The sequence below is a fragment of the Rhizobium sp. 18055 genome, assembly GCF_902706285.1.
Classification (GTDB): Bacteria; Pseudomonadota; Alphaproteobacteria; order Rhizobiales; family Rhizobiaceae; genus Rhizobium.
This window is the reverse complement of sequence record NZ_CACSKD010000023.1, coordinates 39,029-55,652: the sequence shown is the minus strand read 5'-3', so window position 1 is coordinate 55,652 and position 16,624 is coordinate 39,029. Positions and strand designations below refer to the sequence as shown.

Annotated in this window: 14 protein-coding genes and 1 pseudogene; 8 read left to right on the top strand and 7 right to left on the bottom strand. The window is 56.5% G+C overall.

Annotated features, from left to right (window positions below; all coding sequences use genetic code 11):
- Positions 1 to 123: 123 nt before the first annotated feature.
- Positions 124 to 387, bottom strand: coding sequence for a hypothetical protein (locus tag GVL52_RS26160; protein ID WP_160012341.1), 264 nt, complete (start codon positions 385 to 387; stop codon positions 124 to 126).
- Positions 388 to 402: 15 nt separating this feature from the next.
- The gene (locus GVL52_RS26155; RefSeq protein ID WP_160012340.1) at positions 403 to 1,401 is read right to left on the bottom strand and encodes an AAA family ATPase; all 999 of its coding nucleotides are present in this window, start codon (positions 1,399 to 1,401) and stop codon (positions 403 to 405) included.
- A gap of 601 nt (positions 1,402 to 2,002) precedes the next feature.
- Between GVL52_RS26155 and GVL52_RS26150 the strand changes: the two genes are divergently transcribed.
- From GVL52_RS26150 to GVL52_RS26125, 6 genes are all read left to right on the top strand, one after another.
- A complete protein-coding gene (locus tag GVL52_RS26150) occupies positions 2,003 to 3,358 on the top strand; it encodes a metallophosphoesterase (RefSeq protein ID WP_160012339.1) in 1,356 nt (451 codons plus the stop codon).
- Entirely contained in the window at positions 3,355 to 4,383 is a 1,029-nt protein-coding gene (locus GVL52_RS26145) for a GTPase-associated system all-helical protein GASH (RefSeq protein ID WP_160012338.1), read from the top strand. Before GVL52_RS26150 ends, GVL52_RS26145 begins: the two co-directional genes overlap by 4 nt.
- Positions 4,380 to 5,390 carry a hypothetical protein gene (locus GVL52_RS26140; RefSeq protein ID WP_160012337.1) on the top strand — a complete coding sequence of 337 codons (1,011 nt, stop codon included), beginning with the start codon at positions 4,380 to 4,382 and terminating at the stop codon, positions 5,388 to 5,390. Before GVL52_RS26145 ends, GVL52_RS26140 begins: the two co-directional genes overlap by 4 nt.
- The gene (locus GVL52_RS26135; RefSeq protein ID WP_160012336.1) at positions 5,387 to 6,241 is read left to right on the top strand and encodes a hypothetical protein; all 855 of its coding nucleotides are present in this window, start codon (positions 5,387 to 5,389) and stop codon (positions 6,239 to 6,241) included. The genes GVL52_RS26140 and GVL52_RS26135 overlap by 4 nt, the downstream gene beginning before the upstream one ends.
- A gap of 3 nt (positions 6,242 to 6,244) precedes the next feature.
- Positions 6,245 to 8,881: a hypothetical protein gene (locus GVL52_RS26130; protein WP_160012335.1), complete on the top strand. Its 2,637-nt coding sequence runs from the start codon at positions 6,245 to 6,247 to the stop codon at positions 8,879 to 8,881.
- A 66-nt stretch (positions 8,882 to 8,947) separates the two neighbouring features.
- Positions 8,948 to 9,439, top strand: a complete 492-nt coding sequence (locus GVL52_RS26125; protein WP_160012334.1) for a hypothetical protein — start codon at positions 8,948 to 8,950, stop codon at positions 9,437 to 9,439.
- Positions 9,440 to 9,517: 78 nt separating this feature from the next.
- Here the strand turns inward: GVL52_RS26125 and GVL52_RS26120 are convergent, their stop codons facing one another.
- Entirely contained in the window at positions 9,518 to 10,657 is a 1,140-nt protein-coding gene (locus GVL52_RS26120; RefSeq protein WP_160012333.1) for an RHE_PE00001 family protein, read from the bottom strand.
- 190 nt (positions 10,658 to 10,847) lie between these two features.
- Between GVL52_RS26120 and GVL52_RS26115 the strand changes: the two genes are divergently transcribed.
- Entirely contained in the window at positions 10,848 to 11,996 is a 1,149-nt protein-coding gene (locus tag GVL52_RS26115; protein WP_160012343.1) for a site-specific integrase, read from the top strand.
- 45 nt (positions 11,997 to 12,041) lie between these two features.
- Here GVL52_RS26115 and GVL52_RS26110 read toward each other — a convergent pair whose 3' ends face one another.
- On the bottom strand, positions 12,042 to 12,383 hold the full coding sequence (locus GVL52_RS26110; RefSeq protein ID WP_244619286.1) for an SDR family oxidoreductase: 342 nt from the start codon (positions 12,381 to 12,383) through the stop codon (positions 12,042 to 12,044).
- On the opposite strand from GVL52_RS26110, the pseudogene GVL52_RS31000 reads away from it, so the two are divergent.
- Positions 12,350 to 12,538, top strand: a pseudogene (locus GVL52_RS31000) (integrase); the annotation flags it as partial. The gene GVL52_RS26110 and the pseudogene GVL52_RS31000 sit on opposite strands and share 34 nt — an antisense overlap.
- A 240-nt stretch (positions 12,539 to 12,778) precedes the next feature.
- Here GVL52_RS31000 and repC read toward each other — a convergent pair.
- From repC to repA, 3 genes are all read right to left on the bottom strand, one after another.
- Entirely contained in the window at positions 12,779 to 14,023 is a 1,245-nt protein-coding gene (repC, locus tag GVL52_RS26100; protein ID WP_160012332.1) for a plasmid replication protein RepC, read from the bottom strand.
- A 157-nt stretch (positions 14,024 to 14,180) separates the two neighbouring features.
- Positions 14,181 to 15,176, bottom strand: coding sequence for a plasmid partitioning protein RepB (gene repB, locus GVL52_RS26095; protein WP_160012331.1), 996 nt, complete (start codon positions 15,174 to 15,176; stop codon positions 14,181 to 14,183).
- An 84-nt stretch (positions 15,177 to 15,260) separates the two neighbouring features.
- A complete protein-coding gene (gene repA / locus GVL52_RS26090; protein ID WP_160012330.1) occupies positions 15,261 to 16,448 on the bottom strand; it encodes a plasmid partitioning protein RepA in 1,188 nt (395 codons plus the stop codon).
- Positions 16,449 to 16,624 lie beyond the last annotated feature (176 nt).

Sequence of the window (16,624 nt, the reverse complement as noted above, 5' to 3'; positions counted from 1 at the left end):
CATATGATGGGTGAGAACAAAGCCCGCTTCGACAGCGCTATAGAAGAGATCTTAGACTGTTCGCGTCAGTCGCTTGGGTCGTCACAGTTGCACTTAATTTGAGATTCTCGGCCGACAGAATCTCTAATTAAGTGCCAAATGGGAAACAACGGCCGCAATCTCACGGTTAACAGCCAAACGACACCGCTGGTCGTTCCCGGCCGTCGGCAGTGCTCCAAGAGCAGCCGTCAGTTGGGCTGCCAAGGATTGCGCATGGGCGTGATAATCGTCGCGACGAGGCTTACGATCCTGGGGGCGGTTAGGAAACTCATATTGTGCCTCGACACGAAAAGGCTCGAAACGGATATGCAACAGCTCGTGCGCCGAATAGTCGTCACCGTTCGCCATCAATCCCCCATTTGATCAGCGTTGAGCGTTCAAGCGTCCCTTGAGTGCCTGGCGATCGTCCAGCGCGGCACGCAAGGCGGCCGGTGACAATGTCTTTGCGCCTTCGAGGATGGCATCCTTGACGACGGTGTCGGCGGCCCGCACGAGTTCGGCCTGGCTGAGGCCCTTTGTCGCCGGTTCCACGTCCGACCACGCCTTGTCGGCCAGCTTCAAGGGGCGGAGCCGCCGCGATAGCAGCGTGCGGGCGGCGTCACCGTTCGGCACGTCGTATTCGACGATCTCGTCAAATCGGCGCGAGAGGGCGCCGTCCAGGATCTCGGGATGATTGGTAGCAGCAATCACGATGCTGTCGGTCGCGTTCGGCTCTTCCATGAAAGTCAGGATCGAGTTCAGGACGCGGCGGATTTCGCCAACATCGTTGCTATCCCCGCGGACCGAGCCGACCGCGTCGAACTCGTCGAAGAGATAGACGCCGCGCGTCCTAGCAACCTGGTCGAACAGCAAGCGTAGCCGGCTTGCGGTCTCTCCGAAAAACCGGCTGAAGAGCGAATCCAGGCGAACCGTGAACAGCGGGAGATGAAGCTCTGCCGCCAAGGCCGCCGCTGTCATTGTCTTCCCGGTGCCCGGCGGTCCTACGAGCAGGATATGCGAGGCGGGAACCTGGCCGTGGTCGCGCAGCAACGCACGCTCTGACTGCTGCCGGACGACCCGGTTGAGGCGAGCGCGGATCCGGTCCGCCAGCACCATTCCATCGAGCCCGGTCTTCGGGTAGGCGCTCTGGACGAACTCCAGCAGCTCGCCACGCGGCCTCGCCATTGGCACGACGGACTGCGCCTTGGGCGGGTCGCTGACGCGGTCTCGCAAACGTTGGACGATCCGCTTCAGCTTTTCGGCCTCGGCCGCGTTTCCGCTGCGAGCCTCCTGGGCCGCGACCTGCAGCGCGATCGACAGAAATTGGTCCTCGTCGCCGGCAACATGGGAGCTCAGGAGTGCGATAAACTGCTTTGCCGACATCTGCACCTCCTGTCATGTTGTTGGCGAGCGACTGCGCACATCAGTGCACGTTTGATCCAGAATGAATATACTCGCGACAAGGTTTCCAAGCTATTTTGTCAGGGCGGAAAATCGTATGGTTGCTTTTGCGTATATAATTCCGGGCACGTGAGCAATGCCGCTGAGAACCAGATCTCTCACTCAGCCTGGCTGGATGTTGAGCTTGAGGTCTCCCGGCACTCACACATTCGACACCCCCATTTTTCCAGCTGGCCCGCAGGATGATGGACAGCCGTTCGTCATTTTACTTTTGAACGGTATTGCACCTGACACTAGTGGAAGAATTGAGATAGTTATCAATAATGGCAATCTTGTCATCGACCGAGGGCTTGGTGCTCCTACGATTGTATCTGCGTCATATGAATTGTGTTTCCCGAACTGCTAAAAAAAGTGGATAGGCGCGCCTTATAGTGGTCGCCTACGAAAATTTCTCGATAATGTTGTGGCTGGGCTTATGTTGTTGTTGAGATTTCGAAGTCAAAACAATAGGATTGGGCTACAAAATCAATCCGCAATGCTCGGATCAAGCAATTGATTTCAAAGCCCACTTTATCGGAACAAGATGCCCGCGATTTTTGTCCATGTTTCCGACATCCACTTTGGTCAAGAGCGCGATGAACGCGTTCACATCCATTCGGATGTCAAGGCACAGTTGGTTGCCGATGCCTCCGAGTTCGTCGGTCGTTTGCCCGGTACGGTGGCGCACGGAATTCTGGTGACCGGTGACATCGCCTTTAGCGGTGTAAAAGAGCAATACGATGATGCTGGCGCTTGGCTCGATAGCCTTGCGCAAGGCATCGGCTGTCCTATCCACAGCATACAGGTCATTCCGGGAAATCATGACGTCGACCGTAAGAAATCATCCCTGAGCGCTAGCCATTTGCTTGACGTCATTCGCAAAGGTGGCGCCTCGGATTATGAGCGCGTACTGGAAAACGATGTAGATCGCGCGTCACTCTTTGCCCGCTTCGAAGACTTTGGCCGGTTTTGTGAGGGCTACGATTGCGCGCTTGACGTACACGGTCGTTCCTCATCCAATCTTCGCGTTGAATTGGCTCCGGGGCGAACAATCCGTTTCATCCGGATGAACTCCTCGCTTCTGTGCACGGGCGATGAAAGCGATGACGAGCCAGAATTGATGGTGGGTCACCGCCAGTTTATCATTCGCCCCACGAAAGGAGAGGAAACAATCGTTCTCCTTCACCACCCGCTTAATTGGTACAAGGACAGCGAAGACGCCAACACTTATCTGAGGAGTCGCGCACGCGTCCTGATCACCGGGCACGAACACGATCCAAAGGTGAAGGTAGAGGAAGTCGAGGACGGAAGTGACCTGCTCCTGCTTGCAGCTGGCGCAACAGTGCCGTTTAAATCCGACGACATCTATACGTTTACCTACAATATCATTGAATTTGATTGGGACTCGGCAGCCGACGCCCTCGTTGTTACGATCCATCCTCGCGCCTGGAATCCAAACCGGGCCCGTTTCGAGGCTGATGAAAAGCGTCTCGGCGGAAAATGTCCGAGGTTCGTGCTAGGATCACCCAATTTCAAGAACAACGCTAGCCCGCAAACTTTACAGACCGACCAGAATTGCGCCGGTTCCACTGCAGACATCGAGGTGGAACCAGTCGTCGAAATTGTCGCCGCACAGGATTCAGATATGGAGCTGCCCGTGCCGCCCGAAGTCGAAGGATACCGTCTGCTGCTGCTGCGCTTTTTTCGCGATCTCACTGAAGCTGATCGTCTGCGCATGCTTGTCGAGCTGGGCGCATTCGAGGACAATTCTGAGGCGCGGGTGACACAAGCCATTGAGAGGCAACTTTTCGACTGGCTGGTGCGCAAAGGACGGATCGCGGACATAGAAGCTTCTATCCAAAACATCCTGGACAAGAAAAGGGAGGACCATGCTGAATGAGCGACATAGCAACGCATATGCGGATCACCGGCTTACAAGTGACGAATGATGATGTCGATTCGCGCAGTGCAGCCGTCGCTGCCTTGAAAACCGCCTGGGGCAAAATCACCGCTACGGAAAACATCCTCGGTAAAGCAGCCGACGTTGCTAGCGCAATATCAGGCGATGGAGTCCCGAGCGTCGCATTGGGGACGGAGGTCCAAACTGCGATACAAAAGCGCGCTTCCGCATTCCTTTATAACGAACGTCCGTTTGACGTGGGCATTGTCGCCTCCAGCGCTGCTCTCGGGATTATGTCAGACGAACCTCATTTGTCAGGGTGGGTGATCGCAGACGTCTGGGCCGCTGCCCTTTGGTCTGTTCTTGGTTTTCAGCAACCGCTTGAAGATCCGAAGCGAGAGGCCCTTCGGCTTCAAATCCTCGAAACCGCAAGGATCAGAAGCACGTCCGGGTCAGAAGTTGCGCGTCGTCGCGTCGCCGTTGGTGAGTTCAAGAAAGTTGAACTCGTCGCGGGCGAGGAGGAAAAATTCTCGTCGGCTTTCGAAAAGGCCACCGCCTCGACTATTGATGCGCTTCGCCGGAACTCCGCGCTGGACCGCGAAGAGCTCGACTTTCTTTGGTGGTCGCTCCGAGGCCGTAGCCGGCTTTTGGGCAAGGCGTTTTCGGAATCAGACGGAGTGGTCAGCGCGGTAGCCGCCGGAATCGAGGCCGCCTCTCAGCTGCGCCGGTTGCCTTGCGAAGTCCATCACGACCTGGTTCTCGCGAAACTTACCAATAATCCCAAAGTTGATCTCGTCGAACTGCTCGCCAGAGTCGGTGAAGATCGGAGCGCCCTGGGCGATCCTTTCGCGGATGGATTTGTCGCCAGACACCCCTCGGTCTTTCCCTTACTTCACGCCCTTGCAACGGGAAATGCGAATTCCGACTACGCCGCGGTCAAACGATCGGCGGAAGAGTGGGCCGGACGGGGTCTGCTGGAGGCGGGATTGGAGACGGTGCTGAGAAACGGGCCGGCGAAAATATGAGCAAAGCCTGTCAGTATGAGGGATGCACGGTCGGCGAGACCGGTCGCTGTGCTCTCGAAAATGATCCGGAAACCTGCGCAAACCGCACAGCCGTTCGAGGGGAAGGCGACGAAGCTACACTCTCCCCTGACGGTTCTGAAAGCGGTATTGGCGCCCCGGTGCTGACTACACCAGAAGAATTGCCATCATTTCCCCCAAGCTCGACGCTGAAACCGGAGGTGATCGAGGCGATGATGGCAGGTCGTTACGTGACCGTCGTTGGTATTCTGGGGGATCCGGAAGCCGGGAAGACGGCTTGCCTGGCGAGCCTCTACCTGTTGTTGTCACATGCGCTGTTGGGCCGCTGGTCGTTTGCCGACAGTCAAAGCCTCATGGCATTTGAGGAGATTTCCCGCGGTGCCCGACGCTGGAACGATGGGCAGACGCCCGACGAAATGACGGTGCATACAGAAATGGCTGACGAACGTCAGCCCGGTTTCTTGCACCTTCGACTTCGGAGAGCAGAAGATGGCAAATGCTTCGATCTAGCGCTACCAGATTTGCCCGGTGAATGGACCAAGACACTTATTCGATCCTCCCGAACCGATCGCCTCGAATTCGTCCGCTCCGCCGACGTGGTCTGGCTCGTAGCCGACGGGAGGATTTTGTCCGATCGAGAACTACGCCAGGGGGCCATAACCCGTCTTGGGCAGTTGGCGGGTCGACTGCGATCGCTTATGAATGGCCAGTCTCCAAAGTTACTGCTGGTCGTGACGCACCGTGATTTGGTCGAAGTCTCCGACGCTGTGCTAACCCGAATTCAGGCTGAATTTGGAAAGCACGGGCTTGAAGCGGAAATTATCCCGATCGCGCCGTTTTCAGACGACGCAAAAATCGCACCGGGGTTCGGACTCAGCAATCTCATCTCGTCCACCCTTGAGCGGACGGTGGACCGGCCGGATTTCTGGCCACAGTCGCCTAACTCCTCCGGCGAAAGATCCTTTCTGAGCTATAGGCGGAACTCATGAACGACAAATCAATCATCCTGCTCGGAGGGCCCGACTCAGGTAAGACGAACTATGTGGGGCGGCTTTGGCATTCGCTTGACGCGAAAAACTGCCGCCTGATCGCAGCAGAGCAACCCTCTGAAATTGGATTTGTTCTCGACACGGCGGAGCATCTGTTTCAGGGGCGATTTGCCCCTCGCAGCGAACATGCTGATGACCGCCGCGACTTCGAGGTTGTCGTCTGCTCTCCCGATGGAAGCGGCCGCGCCGCGATAGTGATACCAGACATCTCCGGTGAGCTTTGGCAAAATGCCGTCGCAAGTTCCGAGATCGCCTCCGACTGGATGGACGAGCTGATCCATGGGCATGGAGCGTTGCTATTTGTACGCGTGGGTTCTGACCTAGATGTCCGACCGCTGGATTGGGTCACATCGAGAAGCCTTCTCGCGAAAGTGGGGGTCGAGGAAGACCGGGGGAAGCTTCCAACCCAGGTAATGCTCTGCGAACTCGTGCGATATCTTGAGCTGACCATGGCGAATGGACAAGATGGCAAGAAGCCAAAACTCTCCGTGATCGTCGCAGCTTGGGACAGAGTGGATCCGGGTACGTTCGAGCAGGGCCCGGTTGCCTACCTTGGCCGGGAATACCCGCTGCTTGCTGGCCGTCTATCGGACACTAAAAAGCTCGACGTCCAGGTCTTCGGCCTGAGCGTGGTCGGCGGTGACCTCGCGGTAGATCCGGAATTCCGCGATCGATTTCTCGAACATGGCCTGGATGACCACGGGTGGGTTGCGGTCTACGACACGGAAACTGGCGCGTGGCGGAAAGATGTGGATTTGACCCTTCCCATAGCGTGGGCCATCGGTGCCTAGCCGATGACAGGAACGTTCACCAGTCAACTGCATGGATATAAGCACGGACACCAACTCCTGAGCTCTTCTGCGAAAATTTCCAAGGGAGATCAGGCGGTCATTGATAGGCTTTCCGATGTCGCTGGCCCGCTGAGGCCCGGCGAAGCATTCGATCCATATCTGACAGCTTATCCTTTGCCCAGCGGCGAGTTCTTCGTCCTCGCAAGGACCTGGCAGGACCTCTCGGTACCAAGAGCTGGATGCGTCAGAACGTTAAGCCTGGTCATTCCGATCGAGACATGGTCGTCATCGCCGACACTGAGTGATTTCCTCGACAGCCTTGCACTCTCCGAGATGCCAATGACCGCTACAAGCGGGACAGTCACTCACGCGCGCCACACACCGCTGCCATCGGTTTCCGATTTCGCCGGAAACGAGTTACTGGAGGCAATTTTCTTGGAAGAAGCCAAGCCGGTCGCTATTTTCGATGCGCCTGAACCTGAGTTGATAACCGTGAGACTGTTAACGGCGCTATGGCCGACAATGCGGAAGCGATTTGCCGTCTGCACCTTTGCGCTGTCACCACGGAAAATCGAAGGTCGAAGTTTTGACCTCGTATTCGCTCCAAAGGATGCGCGTTCCCGGTTCGCAAAGTGGGAGGGTCGGCGCATTGATGCAAAAGGAGGGACAAGCACCCGTCACCGCTGGACCCGCTCCATTATCGACCGTGTGTTTCACGAGCCGATTCCAAAGCTGTTAAGCGACCAGGAGCTTCGTCTCGTCGGCTCCGAAGACAGTGGTAGCTCGTCCGCGCTCCGCATTGTTCTTCTCTGGGAGGAGTTGCACAAGAATCTGGAACGAACGCCTTCAGCGGCACTGGGACTATTGGATATCGCCAACTCAAGATCGGGTGCCGACCCCGGGGTCATTGCGTCCTTGCAGCCCGCCATCGCCGAAGCCGCCCATAGAGCTGTGTCGACCTTTCCAGCGACAGAAGCTTGGGAATTCATTGGTGCGCTTACAAAAAAAATGCGGGGATCGGCGTTTGCTTCTGCCCTCCCGGCAATCGGCGATGCGGCTGGCGATCTTGCCGCAAAATCGCCAGCTGGGGCTATTGCGTTGGTCGAGCAACCTGACGCACAAGGTGCCCTTTCGGCAATTGTACCGCAAATTGCCAACGGTCTTCGTGTGGGCTTCGGCGACGCGACTGAACATGCGCTTATTCAAGCCCATCCGCTGGCTCTTTCGCGTCTCATTTCGTCCAGCGTGGATCTCGCCGCGACGCTCGCCAGCAGCGCACCAATGATTAGACGCGTCGCTGAAATATTGCCGCAACTTCCACCAGATAGTTTTGATGCCGTCAAGGAAGCGCTGCTCCCTGCTCTCGTACAGGATTTTCAACGCGAAGCCTTCCTACCACTGGTCGCATCGCTCTCAACCGAAGAACTTCTCGAGGAAGCGCGCCACCTCGCAGCAGTCAGCATGTTTGCTGCAGAGAGTTTTATCCCCGTACTGAGCAATCGAGCTCATGAGCTTGGCGCCGATCGACGCTTGCGCGACTTGCTTGTCACCTTTGGCGCGTCGCAAGGCCGTGACCAGCTTTTGGCCGCGGGCTTGGAGCCGACAGAAGAAGATGTCGATTGGTTGCTCGATGAGCAATCTATAGGTCCCAAGTTGAAAGAAAATCTATTTTTGGAGTTGTTGCGGCGAGCCACAACAAATGAATTTGCATCCTTCTTCCGCAATGATCACTCGGCAGAGGAAATTGTTCGCAGCATTCCAGACAGCGCTTCGGACATCCTGTTGCGGGCAGCCGGCGAGATCTGGTTGCCGCTATCGGTGCATCTGGATGTTGTTTCACGGCTTCTTCCTATGGTCTCGCAGCATCAAGCGCGCGACCTTCTATGGCGGGTCATCGAACGATGCCTTCGGGAGGAGTCTTTGGAGAATGGGCCAACCACAATCGCTCACTTACTCGACCTTCTTGGGGAAAAGCTGGACGGAAGCCGCCTGGCTAAAGCCGGGTTGGGCCAAGACCTTCCGCCTCGGCTTTTCAACCGGAATATGGTTGCCTTTGGCGCAACTGCTGAAAAGGCGCGTAGTCGCCTCCTTCATGCCATTGATGATTTTGCTCGCGTTCTTTCCGAGCGATATTCGCTCGATATGGATCGCGATGCCGGGATTGCTTGCGCACAGCTATTTTCTGACGCAGAATCTCTTGATCGCGGAGCCCATCTACGCGCATCTGGCAGGCTCTTGCCTACCTTGTTGAGATCCGGGGGATCGCCGGTCTCGCCCGTGATCGCTGCAACATTTCCGGCTGTATATCGTGAACTGGCTAAGGAAGATGACGTGCCAGATCTACTCCGGTTCATCCCGTTTTTTGATTGGGACAGATGTAAATCTGCAAGACGGGAACTTGTAGACGCTTTTCTTAGATCTCGTACTTGGTCGCCGGGCGATCTGGCATTGACCGCCTTTCGTGCAGGAGACCTCCAGAGATTACTTAGACGCGTCGCGAAAGATGATGAAGGTGGACAGTATATCAAGAGGCTAAGCCACGAGATCCCTCGCCTCCCCTTGGATGCCCGCAGTGACATCACACGAGCTGTCTCCAATTTGTATGAAGACTGGCCAGCGAAATATGATTGGCGAGATTGATGATTTTCCCTTTCGAAGGTTCGCAAGTGAGCGTGCTGCCCAAAGCCTCTTGGGTAGAACCGCCAAATGCTAGTTGAGATCGACCCTCATCAGAAACGCCAGTTCGACAAGTTCCGCATTTCCGTCATGGACATTGCCCATTCTCTTCAGTGCGCGCGCTTCCTCATCAAGAAGGGCTGGCATTCCAACGAATGGGAGCGGCGCGGCAGCATTTACCTGCAGCAGTCCGCGTTCATGACGTCCCTTGTCGTTTCATACGCTCGCCCGTTCACAACGGCCCGCGGTCTTCCGGGTCTGCCGGCGCGGCTTATAAAGTGGACCGACGAGGAAAAGATCTTGCACGACCGAATTTTAAGATTGCGCAATGAGGTTTACGCTCATTCCGATGGGGTCTCTTATTCATTCCAGCCATGGCAATCCGAGGGCTTAACCACGGTCATTGAAATGTGGCCGCAGCGGCGCCTATCAAAGGAAGACACGTTGGCCTTCGACGCAATGGCAGCGCGAATCTTGGAAGCGCTACGCGAGCGCATGCGGAATATCTTTCCCGCGCATTGAAGGCCTGAGGGAAGGAGCTTGGTTGATAGTACCGCAGCTTGCGTACTCCGAGAGAATAAATCTCATATTAGCGATAGATCAAGTCACCCCCCACGCCCGAAACCTCCCCCTCCCCGTCATCTCGCGCAGACCGAGCTCCAAAACAATCCGCCGCGCCGCCTGCGGCGTGACGCCGAGGGCTTTCGCCACCATCCCGGCCGACACCAATGGCTTTGCCATTACCAGCTCGACCAGCTCCGGCAGTTTTGAAGACGTCCGCCGCCCATCGAGCTTTCGGTCCATCATTGTCTTCGCCAGCGCCAGCCGGTCATGCTCTTTCAAGCCAATCTCGGCGGCCGCAAGGAGCCCATGGGAAATGGCCAGCAGCCGGGTCTCGCGATCGCGATGCCGGCGCCGATCGACGGGAATGGTTTTGAGGCCGAGGTTGATGGCGGCGAGATGGGTGCCGGTGGTGACGCCGGCCTGCCGCAAAATCGAGGCACAAAGCAGTCGGCCGAGCCAGGGGACATGCTGCAGGACAAAAATCTCGTTCCAGGCGTCGAGGGCGATGATCGCCTGCAGCACTGGCGGCAAGTTCTCCGTCTGGCGCAACACGCCGCGCCATTCATCGAGCCGGGCGTCCTCGTCCCAGTCAAGATCATAGACCAACGGATCCTTTTCCGCCGCGCCGCCACGGCCGGGACGGGTTGCGTTCTCGATCGCTGCCTCCGATCGGGCGAGCACCGCATCGATGGCGGCATAGTCGAGACCGGGGAGATTTTCGACGTCATCACCATCCTCTGCCTCCCCTTCCGGATCTGTCTCGACTGGGCGCCGGTTGGCAGCGGCCGTCGTCGCCTCGTCCGCATCGGCAGATGTGATCTCCGCAGTTTTTCGCAAAGTGCGAATGCCTTCGGGTAACAGTGCCCAACCGGGGAGTTGGGATGCGATGCGCCGGCGGGTCCTCAAAACGTCGCGGGCAATGGTGAGTTCGTGAGTGGGGGTACGGATATCACGGGTGGCGTCGTGGAGGACGAGGTCTTCGAGATGGACGAGTTCGCCGTCGATCCAGAGGGACGCACAGGCATCGGCGAAGTGGGAGCGCTCAATCCATCCTTGGCCGACCGGCGAACGGGCGATGCGCTCGTCCAGGCGCGTGAAAGCGATACCAGCGTCGAATGCCGGCCGCATCAGGGCGGTCATGCTGATTTTCGCGATCTCATAAGCCATTGAAATCATGGTAAATGATTTCTTAAAGGAACTCCATCTGAATATTATGGTTCTTCACATGGTACGATCGCGGGTTGGGCCTCTAACCATCGATAAGTATCTATTATCGGAGGTGATTGATCTCGAGTCGCAAATCAGAAAGAATCCGGCAATCCCACGGCCGCTCAGCCGTCAAAAGCCGCCGATCCGGAGTTTCTCTGTGGCCAAACCGTCCATTTCCAAGACCGCAGTCGATCGTCGCGTCGACGAACTCGACACCATTGCCAGCGTGCTGCCGATCGATCGGCGCGACGAACTGGCCGAATTGTTGACCGACCAAGACATCGAAACGCTGCGCCACCTGGTCAACGAGGGCATGGGCGAAAACACCTTGCGCGCCCTCACCTCCGACCTTGCCTATCTGCAGGCATGGTCGCTGGCCGCAACCGGGGCCTCCCTCCCCTGGCCGGCGCCCGAAACCTTGGCTCTGAAATTCGTCGCCCACCATCTCTGGCAGCCCGACCAGCGCGAGATCGATCCTCACCACGGCATGCCAGCTGATGTCGAGCAGAGCCTGCGCGAGCAAGGCTTTCTTCGATCTTCAGGACCGCATGCACCCGACACGGTGCGGCGGCGGCTCGCCAGTTGGTCGACACTGACGAAATGGCGAGGGCTGTCAGGCGTCTTCTCCTCCCCTTCGCTGAAATCCGCGATACGCCTCGCAGTTCGGGCAACGCCGCGGCCAAGGAAACGCAAGAGCGCGAAGGCCGTCACCGGCGACGTCCTGGCAAAGCTGCTCGCGACCTGCAGCACCGACAGCCTTCGTGACATCCGCGACCGGGCAATCCTGATGGTGGCTTTTGCCTCGGGCGGTCGTCGTCGCAGTGAGATTGCCGGTCTGCGCAGGGAGCAGCTCACCGTCGAGCCACCCATCACCGTCGAGGGAGCCCCTCCCCTCCCCTCTCTCGCCATCCATCTCGGTCGCACCAAGACGTCAGGTGCCGAAAGCGATGAGGCCGTTTATCTGACGGGCCGGCCCGTGGATGCTTTGAACGCATGGATGGCGGCTGGAAGAATCGAAAGCGGGAGTATTTTTCGGAAGATCGATCGTTGGGGCAATGTCTCGAAGCGGGCGCTGGAGCCGGGCGCGGTCAATGCGATCGTCAAGCAGCGGGCCGAGATGGCTGGACTCGACCCTGCGGAATTCTCGGCGCATGGGTTGCGGTCGGGATATCTTACGGAAGCCGCCAACCGCGGGATCCCCCTCCCCGAAGCAATGGAGCAGTCGCGACACCGTTCGGTGCAACAGGCCTCCAGCTATTACAACAACGCGACCCGCCGAAGCGGGCGCGCTGCGCGTATGCTTTGAAGACGCGGATCGGCCGGCACTGCCTCCAGATAGACCGCGATGAATCTACAACGAAGACTTGCCGATTGAGGCCCCGCCATCGACATGAAGCGTCTGCCCCGTAATAAACCCATCGTCATCCGATAGCACGAATTCGATTGCCCCAGCGACTTCCTCCGGTCTTCCGAAGCGGCCCATTGGAACGCCGAAGAGGTAACGCGCTTCGCTCTCGCTGCCGACAGGATTGTTCGCCCGAAACAACGCCGTCTCCGTTGGCCCCGGCGAAACGGCGTTCACCGTTATTCCGCCCGCAGCCAGTTCAAGGGCCCAGCTCCGGGTGAAGCTGACAAGCGCCGCCTTTGCTGCGGCGTAGCTTGGCGGGGCTGGAGCCTGCGGAGTTTTCGGCACATGGGCTACGATCAGGATATCTGACCGAAGCGGCTAACCGCGGCATACCCCTCCCCGAAGCCATGGAGCAGTCGAGGCATCGTTCAGTGCAGCAGGCGTCGAGCTATTACAATAGCGCTACCCGTCGAAGCGGTCGTGCTGCACGTTTGCTGTGAAGGCAGGCGTCTACCCGCGATAAAGCTTTCGTCGTCCGGTAGCGTAAAAGCCGCTCTCGCGTCGATTGGCATAGACCAGGCCCAGCCATCAATTCAACGAGAAATTACGCGCACTCATCTCGTATAAGCATCAGTAATTTATGAGGAAAATTCCAAAAAAAACGGCTGACAAGATTGTAGCGGTTGTATGAGAGCCCTACCTCGTCATCTAGGTTCAACACATTGCGCTTATTGACATCGCTAACCCGCAAGCCGGTTGCCATCGTCGTTTGCCTTGAGCAGCGACATCAGCATAGGCCCAATTGAAAACTCTCCTCGTTCCGAGCGTTTAGTCAGATCACGTAGATAACCACCGGCCGAGTTGATGTAGTTCGAGCGCTCTAGGATGCACGCCATTGCCGCGGCAGCATTCTCCGGCCCCATCGCATTGCAGGCCTCTTCGTAGGCTGAGGGACTTACTCCGAGCATTGAGCGGACCACTACGGCCGCCGTCATCAACTCGCGCCAATTCGATATGCCACCGCCCGGCCCATAGTCTACGATCTGGGGGCAAGCTCGAAGGACCATACCGAGCGGAAACGACTTGATCTGTTCTGCATTCGGCCTTTTCTGTTCAACGCCTATCCTCTTGGCTGGCGGCTCTTCCGGCAAGCTTTCGCCCTGCTCTTTTCCAGAGCTAGGTTCAAATTCATGGATAGATTCGGTATTTGAATTCTGTATGTGGCGTTCATTTTGAATGGCATTGCCGTGCATATAGTCGGTATTTAACTGCATCTCCAGGAGGTTGATGACTTCATTCCTCAAAAGCTCCATCTCGTCGAGTGTTGCTTCGACCTGGGCTCTGTCGGGATAACGAGGTAGTCGACCAAGAATTCCAACATACATCATCTCGACGTCCAGCCAGTTTCCTGACGCTCCTTCTTCAATCGCAGCCGTAATCAGCTTACGGACATCGCGACGGCAGATCGTCAGTGCTTCTTTTGCCCTGCGGAAGCGTACACGTTCTGCTGCGACTTCCTGCGCAAGTAGGGCAAGCTCCGCCGCACGCGTGAGCAGCGGGCTGAGATCGAAGCCGTATGCCTGCTCAATTACGCCATCTCGACTGCGATGCGCGTAACGCTTGCCGTTTGGACTATCCCGGCGCTGGATAAGTCCGGCATCGACCAGTGCTCCGAGTTGCCGGCGGAGTGTGCTTTCTGTGATCCCATGAGCGCGGACAGATAGCTGCGCATTAGATGGAAACACGACAAGTCCATGATCCTGGTCGAGCTGTGGCTCAGGGTAGAACGTCAAGAGAGCATCGAGAACAGCGAGCGCTCTGTCTTGCAGACCGAAGCGCTCCCTCGCCTCACACACGTCACGAAACACTTTCCACTTTTCTACGCGTGCGCCTGGGCTCGGTGCTGTGATGGCCAGTTGCCCCTTAACTAGGGCAAGAGTAGCCGGTCGCCGCCCAAAAGGCGTCGTTACATGTCCCGTTTGCATTTTTTCTCTCACCTTTCTCTAGGCAAAAGAAATTCGCTCACCAAATCGGTGCCAACACTCTTGACTGCGATTCCGGGAAATGCGATTCTCGATCCTGCTAGAGATGACGAGAGAGGCTTCCACGGTTTACCGTTTGGGGGCCTTTTTCTTTTGCGGTTTAATCTCCGTTGCGTTCGGTTTTTGACCGTTTGTACTCGTCATACAAACGGTCCATCCGGCCCGAAAGCCACTCGCTGAAGGGCTTCGCTTCGACATTCGAAAGCTCAATCGCAACCTTCTTCGATTTGGTGTTCATTACGAAATTCAGTGAACTGTCGCTCGACGTCCAATCCCTCCCGGATGCGTTGCCCTTGGGCTTCTTAGCAGCCGATTTGACCTTGTAGCGCTTCAGGTAATCATGAAGTTCGTCGAACCGCTTCTCTTCTGCCAGTTCAACGAACCCTGCGGTCTCCGTAAATTCAGTGGCAACCTTCAAGAGGGCAGGAACGAGAAGTAGTTGACGCAGGCTAAGCCACTTGTCGCGCCCGATTTTTTTGGACGCACCGAGAGCTTTGATGATCGCAGCAGGGACCACTTCCACGACACCGAGCATCTTGGACAACATCGCCTCGTCGATCGCGAGAGACGACCGCACCACGTCCTTCGTCATGTTGGACGCAAGCAGGTTCTGTGCGAAGTACGCACGTTCGATGAAGGATAAGTTTGAGCGGGCAGAGTTTTCCTGCCCTTGGGCGATTGCGGACGTGATGTCGTCAAGTTTTTTGACAACCGCCTTGACCGAAATCCCGAGCTCTTTGGCGACCTTGAGACGACGGTGCCCGAAAACGACCATGAAGCGTTGGCTGTCATACGAGCTAGGCCGAACCAGGATTGGTGTCGTCTGACCGGATTCTTTGATCGCCTGTTTGAGCTCCTGGTATTCTTCGCCCTCATCCGACAGCCGATCGGCCACGAATGATACATCTAGCAGCCGCGGATCCAGCTCCACGACGACCTCGCCCTCCATGAGCTTCTTGGTGTTTTCGGCGAGATCTTCAATCGATCGCACAACCGTCTTCGCGGCGCCCGTCATCGCGTATCCAGGCTTTACGGGAGATTTGTCGGTCGATATCGACGCTATATCAAGCTTCGCAAATGGATTGTCACGCGCCATGACCGAACTCCAGCTTTGACTTCAACTCCGCTAAGGCATTATTTCGCCTTGCAAAAATAGGGAAAAAAACGGCTGACAAGTTTGTCATTTCCGCCCCCAAGCATTGTGTATCAGGTCGACAATTTCACCATTTGCGGCATTCAGGCTTTCCATTGCTCGATCGTAAGTAGACCGAACGAACTCTCCCCGCTCGACCTCGTACAAAGTCTGCTTTTTGATTGAAGCGTCGGAAATAGCGGTAGATTTAAGAACGTGGTTTCGCAGCATCTGCTGAGCAAACATCGACTGCATGAAGCCGACCATCTGCGCTTGCGGAATGTCGGTCGGCTCAAAGCGTGTCACGAGGTAGCGGAACCATTCCACCCTGATTTCGGCACCAGCCTCTGCAACAGGGGTCATAATCCCTCCCAGCATCTGTAGGAACTGGCTCATCGACATGATGTCCAACATCTGGGGATGGATTGTAATCAGGATGCCCGTGGAAGCCATCAACGCGGTGATAGTAAGGTAGCCGAGCTGCGGCGGGCAGTCGATGACAACCACGTCATACTTGTCGTCCACTTCTTTAAGCGCATTGACGATGCGCATGTGGAACAACCGACCCTCGTAACCTTTTCGAGAAGAAATTGACAGTGGCACATCGTATTCAAATTCCTGCAGCACAAGATTCGCCGGTACAACGTCTAGTCCTGGAATATTGGTCGACTGAATTACCGCTGATATTGGCTTTCGCTCCTCATCGAAACGAAGCGCTTCGTATAGGGACGCTGTATCATCGAGTTCGGGCTGAATGCCGAACAGTGACGTTAGCGACGCCTGGGGATCTAGATCGATGGCAAGCACACGGTGACCGGTGAGGGCGAGATACTGTGCTAAGTGTGCGGCGGTCGTTGTCTTCCCGCTTCCACCTTTGAAGTTCACGACCGAAACGACTTGCATCGGCTCGCCTTCGCGACGTTGAGGAACGTAATAGCGCTTGTCGGATTTTTTGTTGGCTTCGAGATATTCGCGAAGCTCCCGCATTTGATCGGCCGTATAATATCGGCGACCGCTGACCGATTCGATCTCCGGGCCTTTCCCTTCGGAATGGATTTGTCGGAGATGGCTTTGGGTCACACCCATGAAATCGGCGACCTCGCCGAGCTGAAACTTGCGTAATCCCTTACGAGCGTCCGGCGGATACTGTTGGCTGCGCAGCATATGCAACGCGCTTGAGATCTTTGCCCCTTGCTGGGCGATCTCGACGTCAAATCTGTTGGGCAGCTGGCTCATTTTGCAAACTAATTCCTAGGTGGCGTCACTTTCGAAAAAATGGCCATAAAGCCATAATTTGCGCAACTATCGTCCGATTCCCCCTGCGCGACAAGGAATTTAAAGTTAACAATGTCTTAAGATGATCCAAGACCATCGCAAAAACGCGTGATTAGGTGTTATATTTCAGTGATTTG

What these genes read in the sequence shown, in the direction of transcription:
- GVL52_RS26160 (WP_160012341.1), bottom strand. Translation starts at nt 387, where the DNA reads ATGGCGAACGGTGACGACTATTCGGCGCACGAGCTGTTGCATATCCGT.
- GVL52_RS26155 (WP_160012340.1), bottom strand. Translation starts at nt 1,401, where the DNA reads ATGTCGGCAAAGCAGTTTATCGCACTCCTGAGCTCCCATGTTGCCGGC.
- GVL52_RS26150 (WP_160012339.1), top strand. Translation starts at nt 2,003, where the DNA reads ATGCCCGCGATTTTTGTCCATGTTTCCGACATCCACTTTGGTCAAGAG.
- GVL52_RS26145 (WP_160012338.1), top strand. Translation starts at nt 3,355, where the DNA reads ATGAGCGACATAGCAACGCATATGCGGATCACCGGCTTACAAGTGACG.
- GVL52_RS26140 (WP_160012337.1), top strand. Translation starts at nt 4,380, where the DNA reads ATGAGCAAAGCCTGTCAGTATGAGGGATGCACGGTCGGCGAGACCGGT.
- GVL52_RS26135 (WP_160012336.1), top strand. Translation starts at nt 5,387, where the DNA reads ATGAACGACAAATCAATCATCCTGCTCGGAGGGCCCGACTCAGGTAAG.
- GVL52_RS26130 (WP_160012335.1), top strand. Translation starts at nt 6,245, where the DNA reads ATGACAGGAACGTTCACCAGTCAACTGCATGGATATAAGCACGGACAC.
- GVL52_RS26125 (WP_160012334.1), top strand. Translation starts at nt 8,948, where the DNA reads ATGCTAGTTGAGATCGACCCTCATCAGAAACGCCAGTTCGACAAGTTC.
- GVL52_RS26120 (WP_160012333.1), bottom strand. Translation starts at nt 10,657, where the DNA reads ATGATTTCAATGGCTTATGAGATCGCGAAAATCAGCATGACCGCCCTG.
- repC (WP_160012332.1), bottom strand. Translation starts at nt 14,023, where the DNA reads ATGCAAACGGGACATGTAACGACGCCTTTTGGGCGGCGACCGGCTACT.
- repB (WP_160012331.1), bottom strand. Translation starts at nt 15,176, where the DNA reads ATGGCGCGTGACAATCCATTTGCGAAGCTTGATATAGCGTCGATATCG.
- repA (WP_160012330.1), bottom strand. Translation starts at nt 16,448, where the DNA reads ATGAGCCAGCTGCCCAACAGATTTGACGTCGAGATCGCCCAGCAAGGG.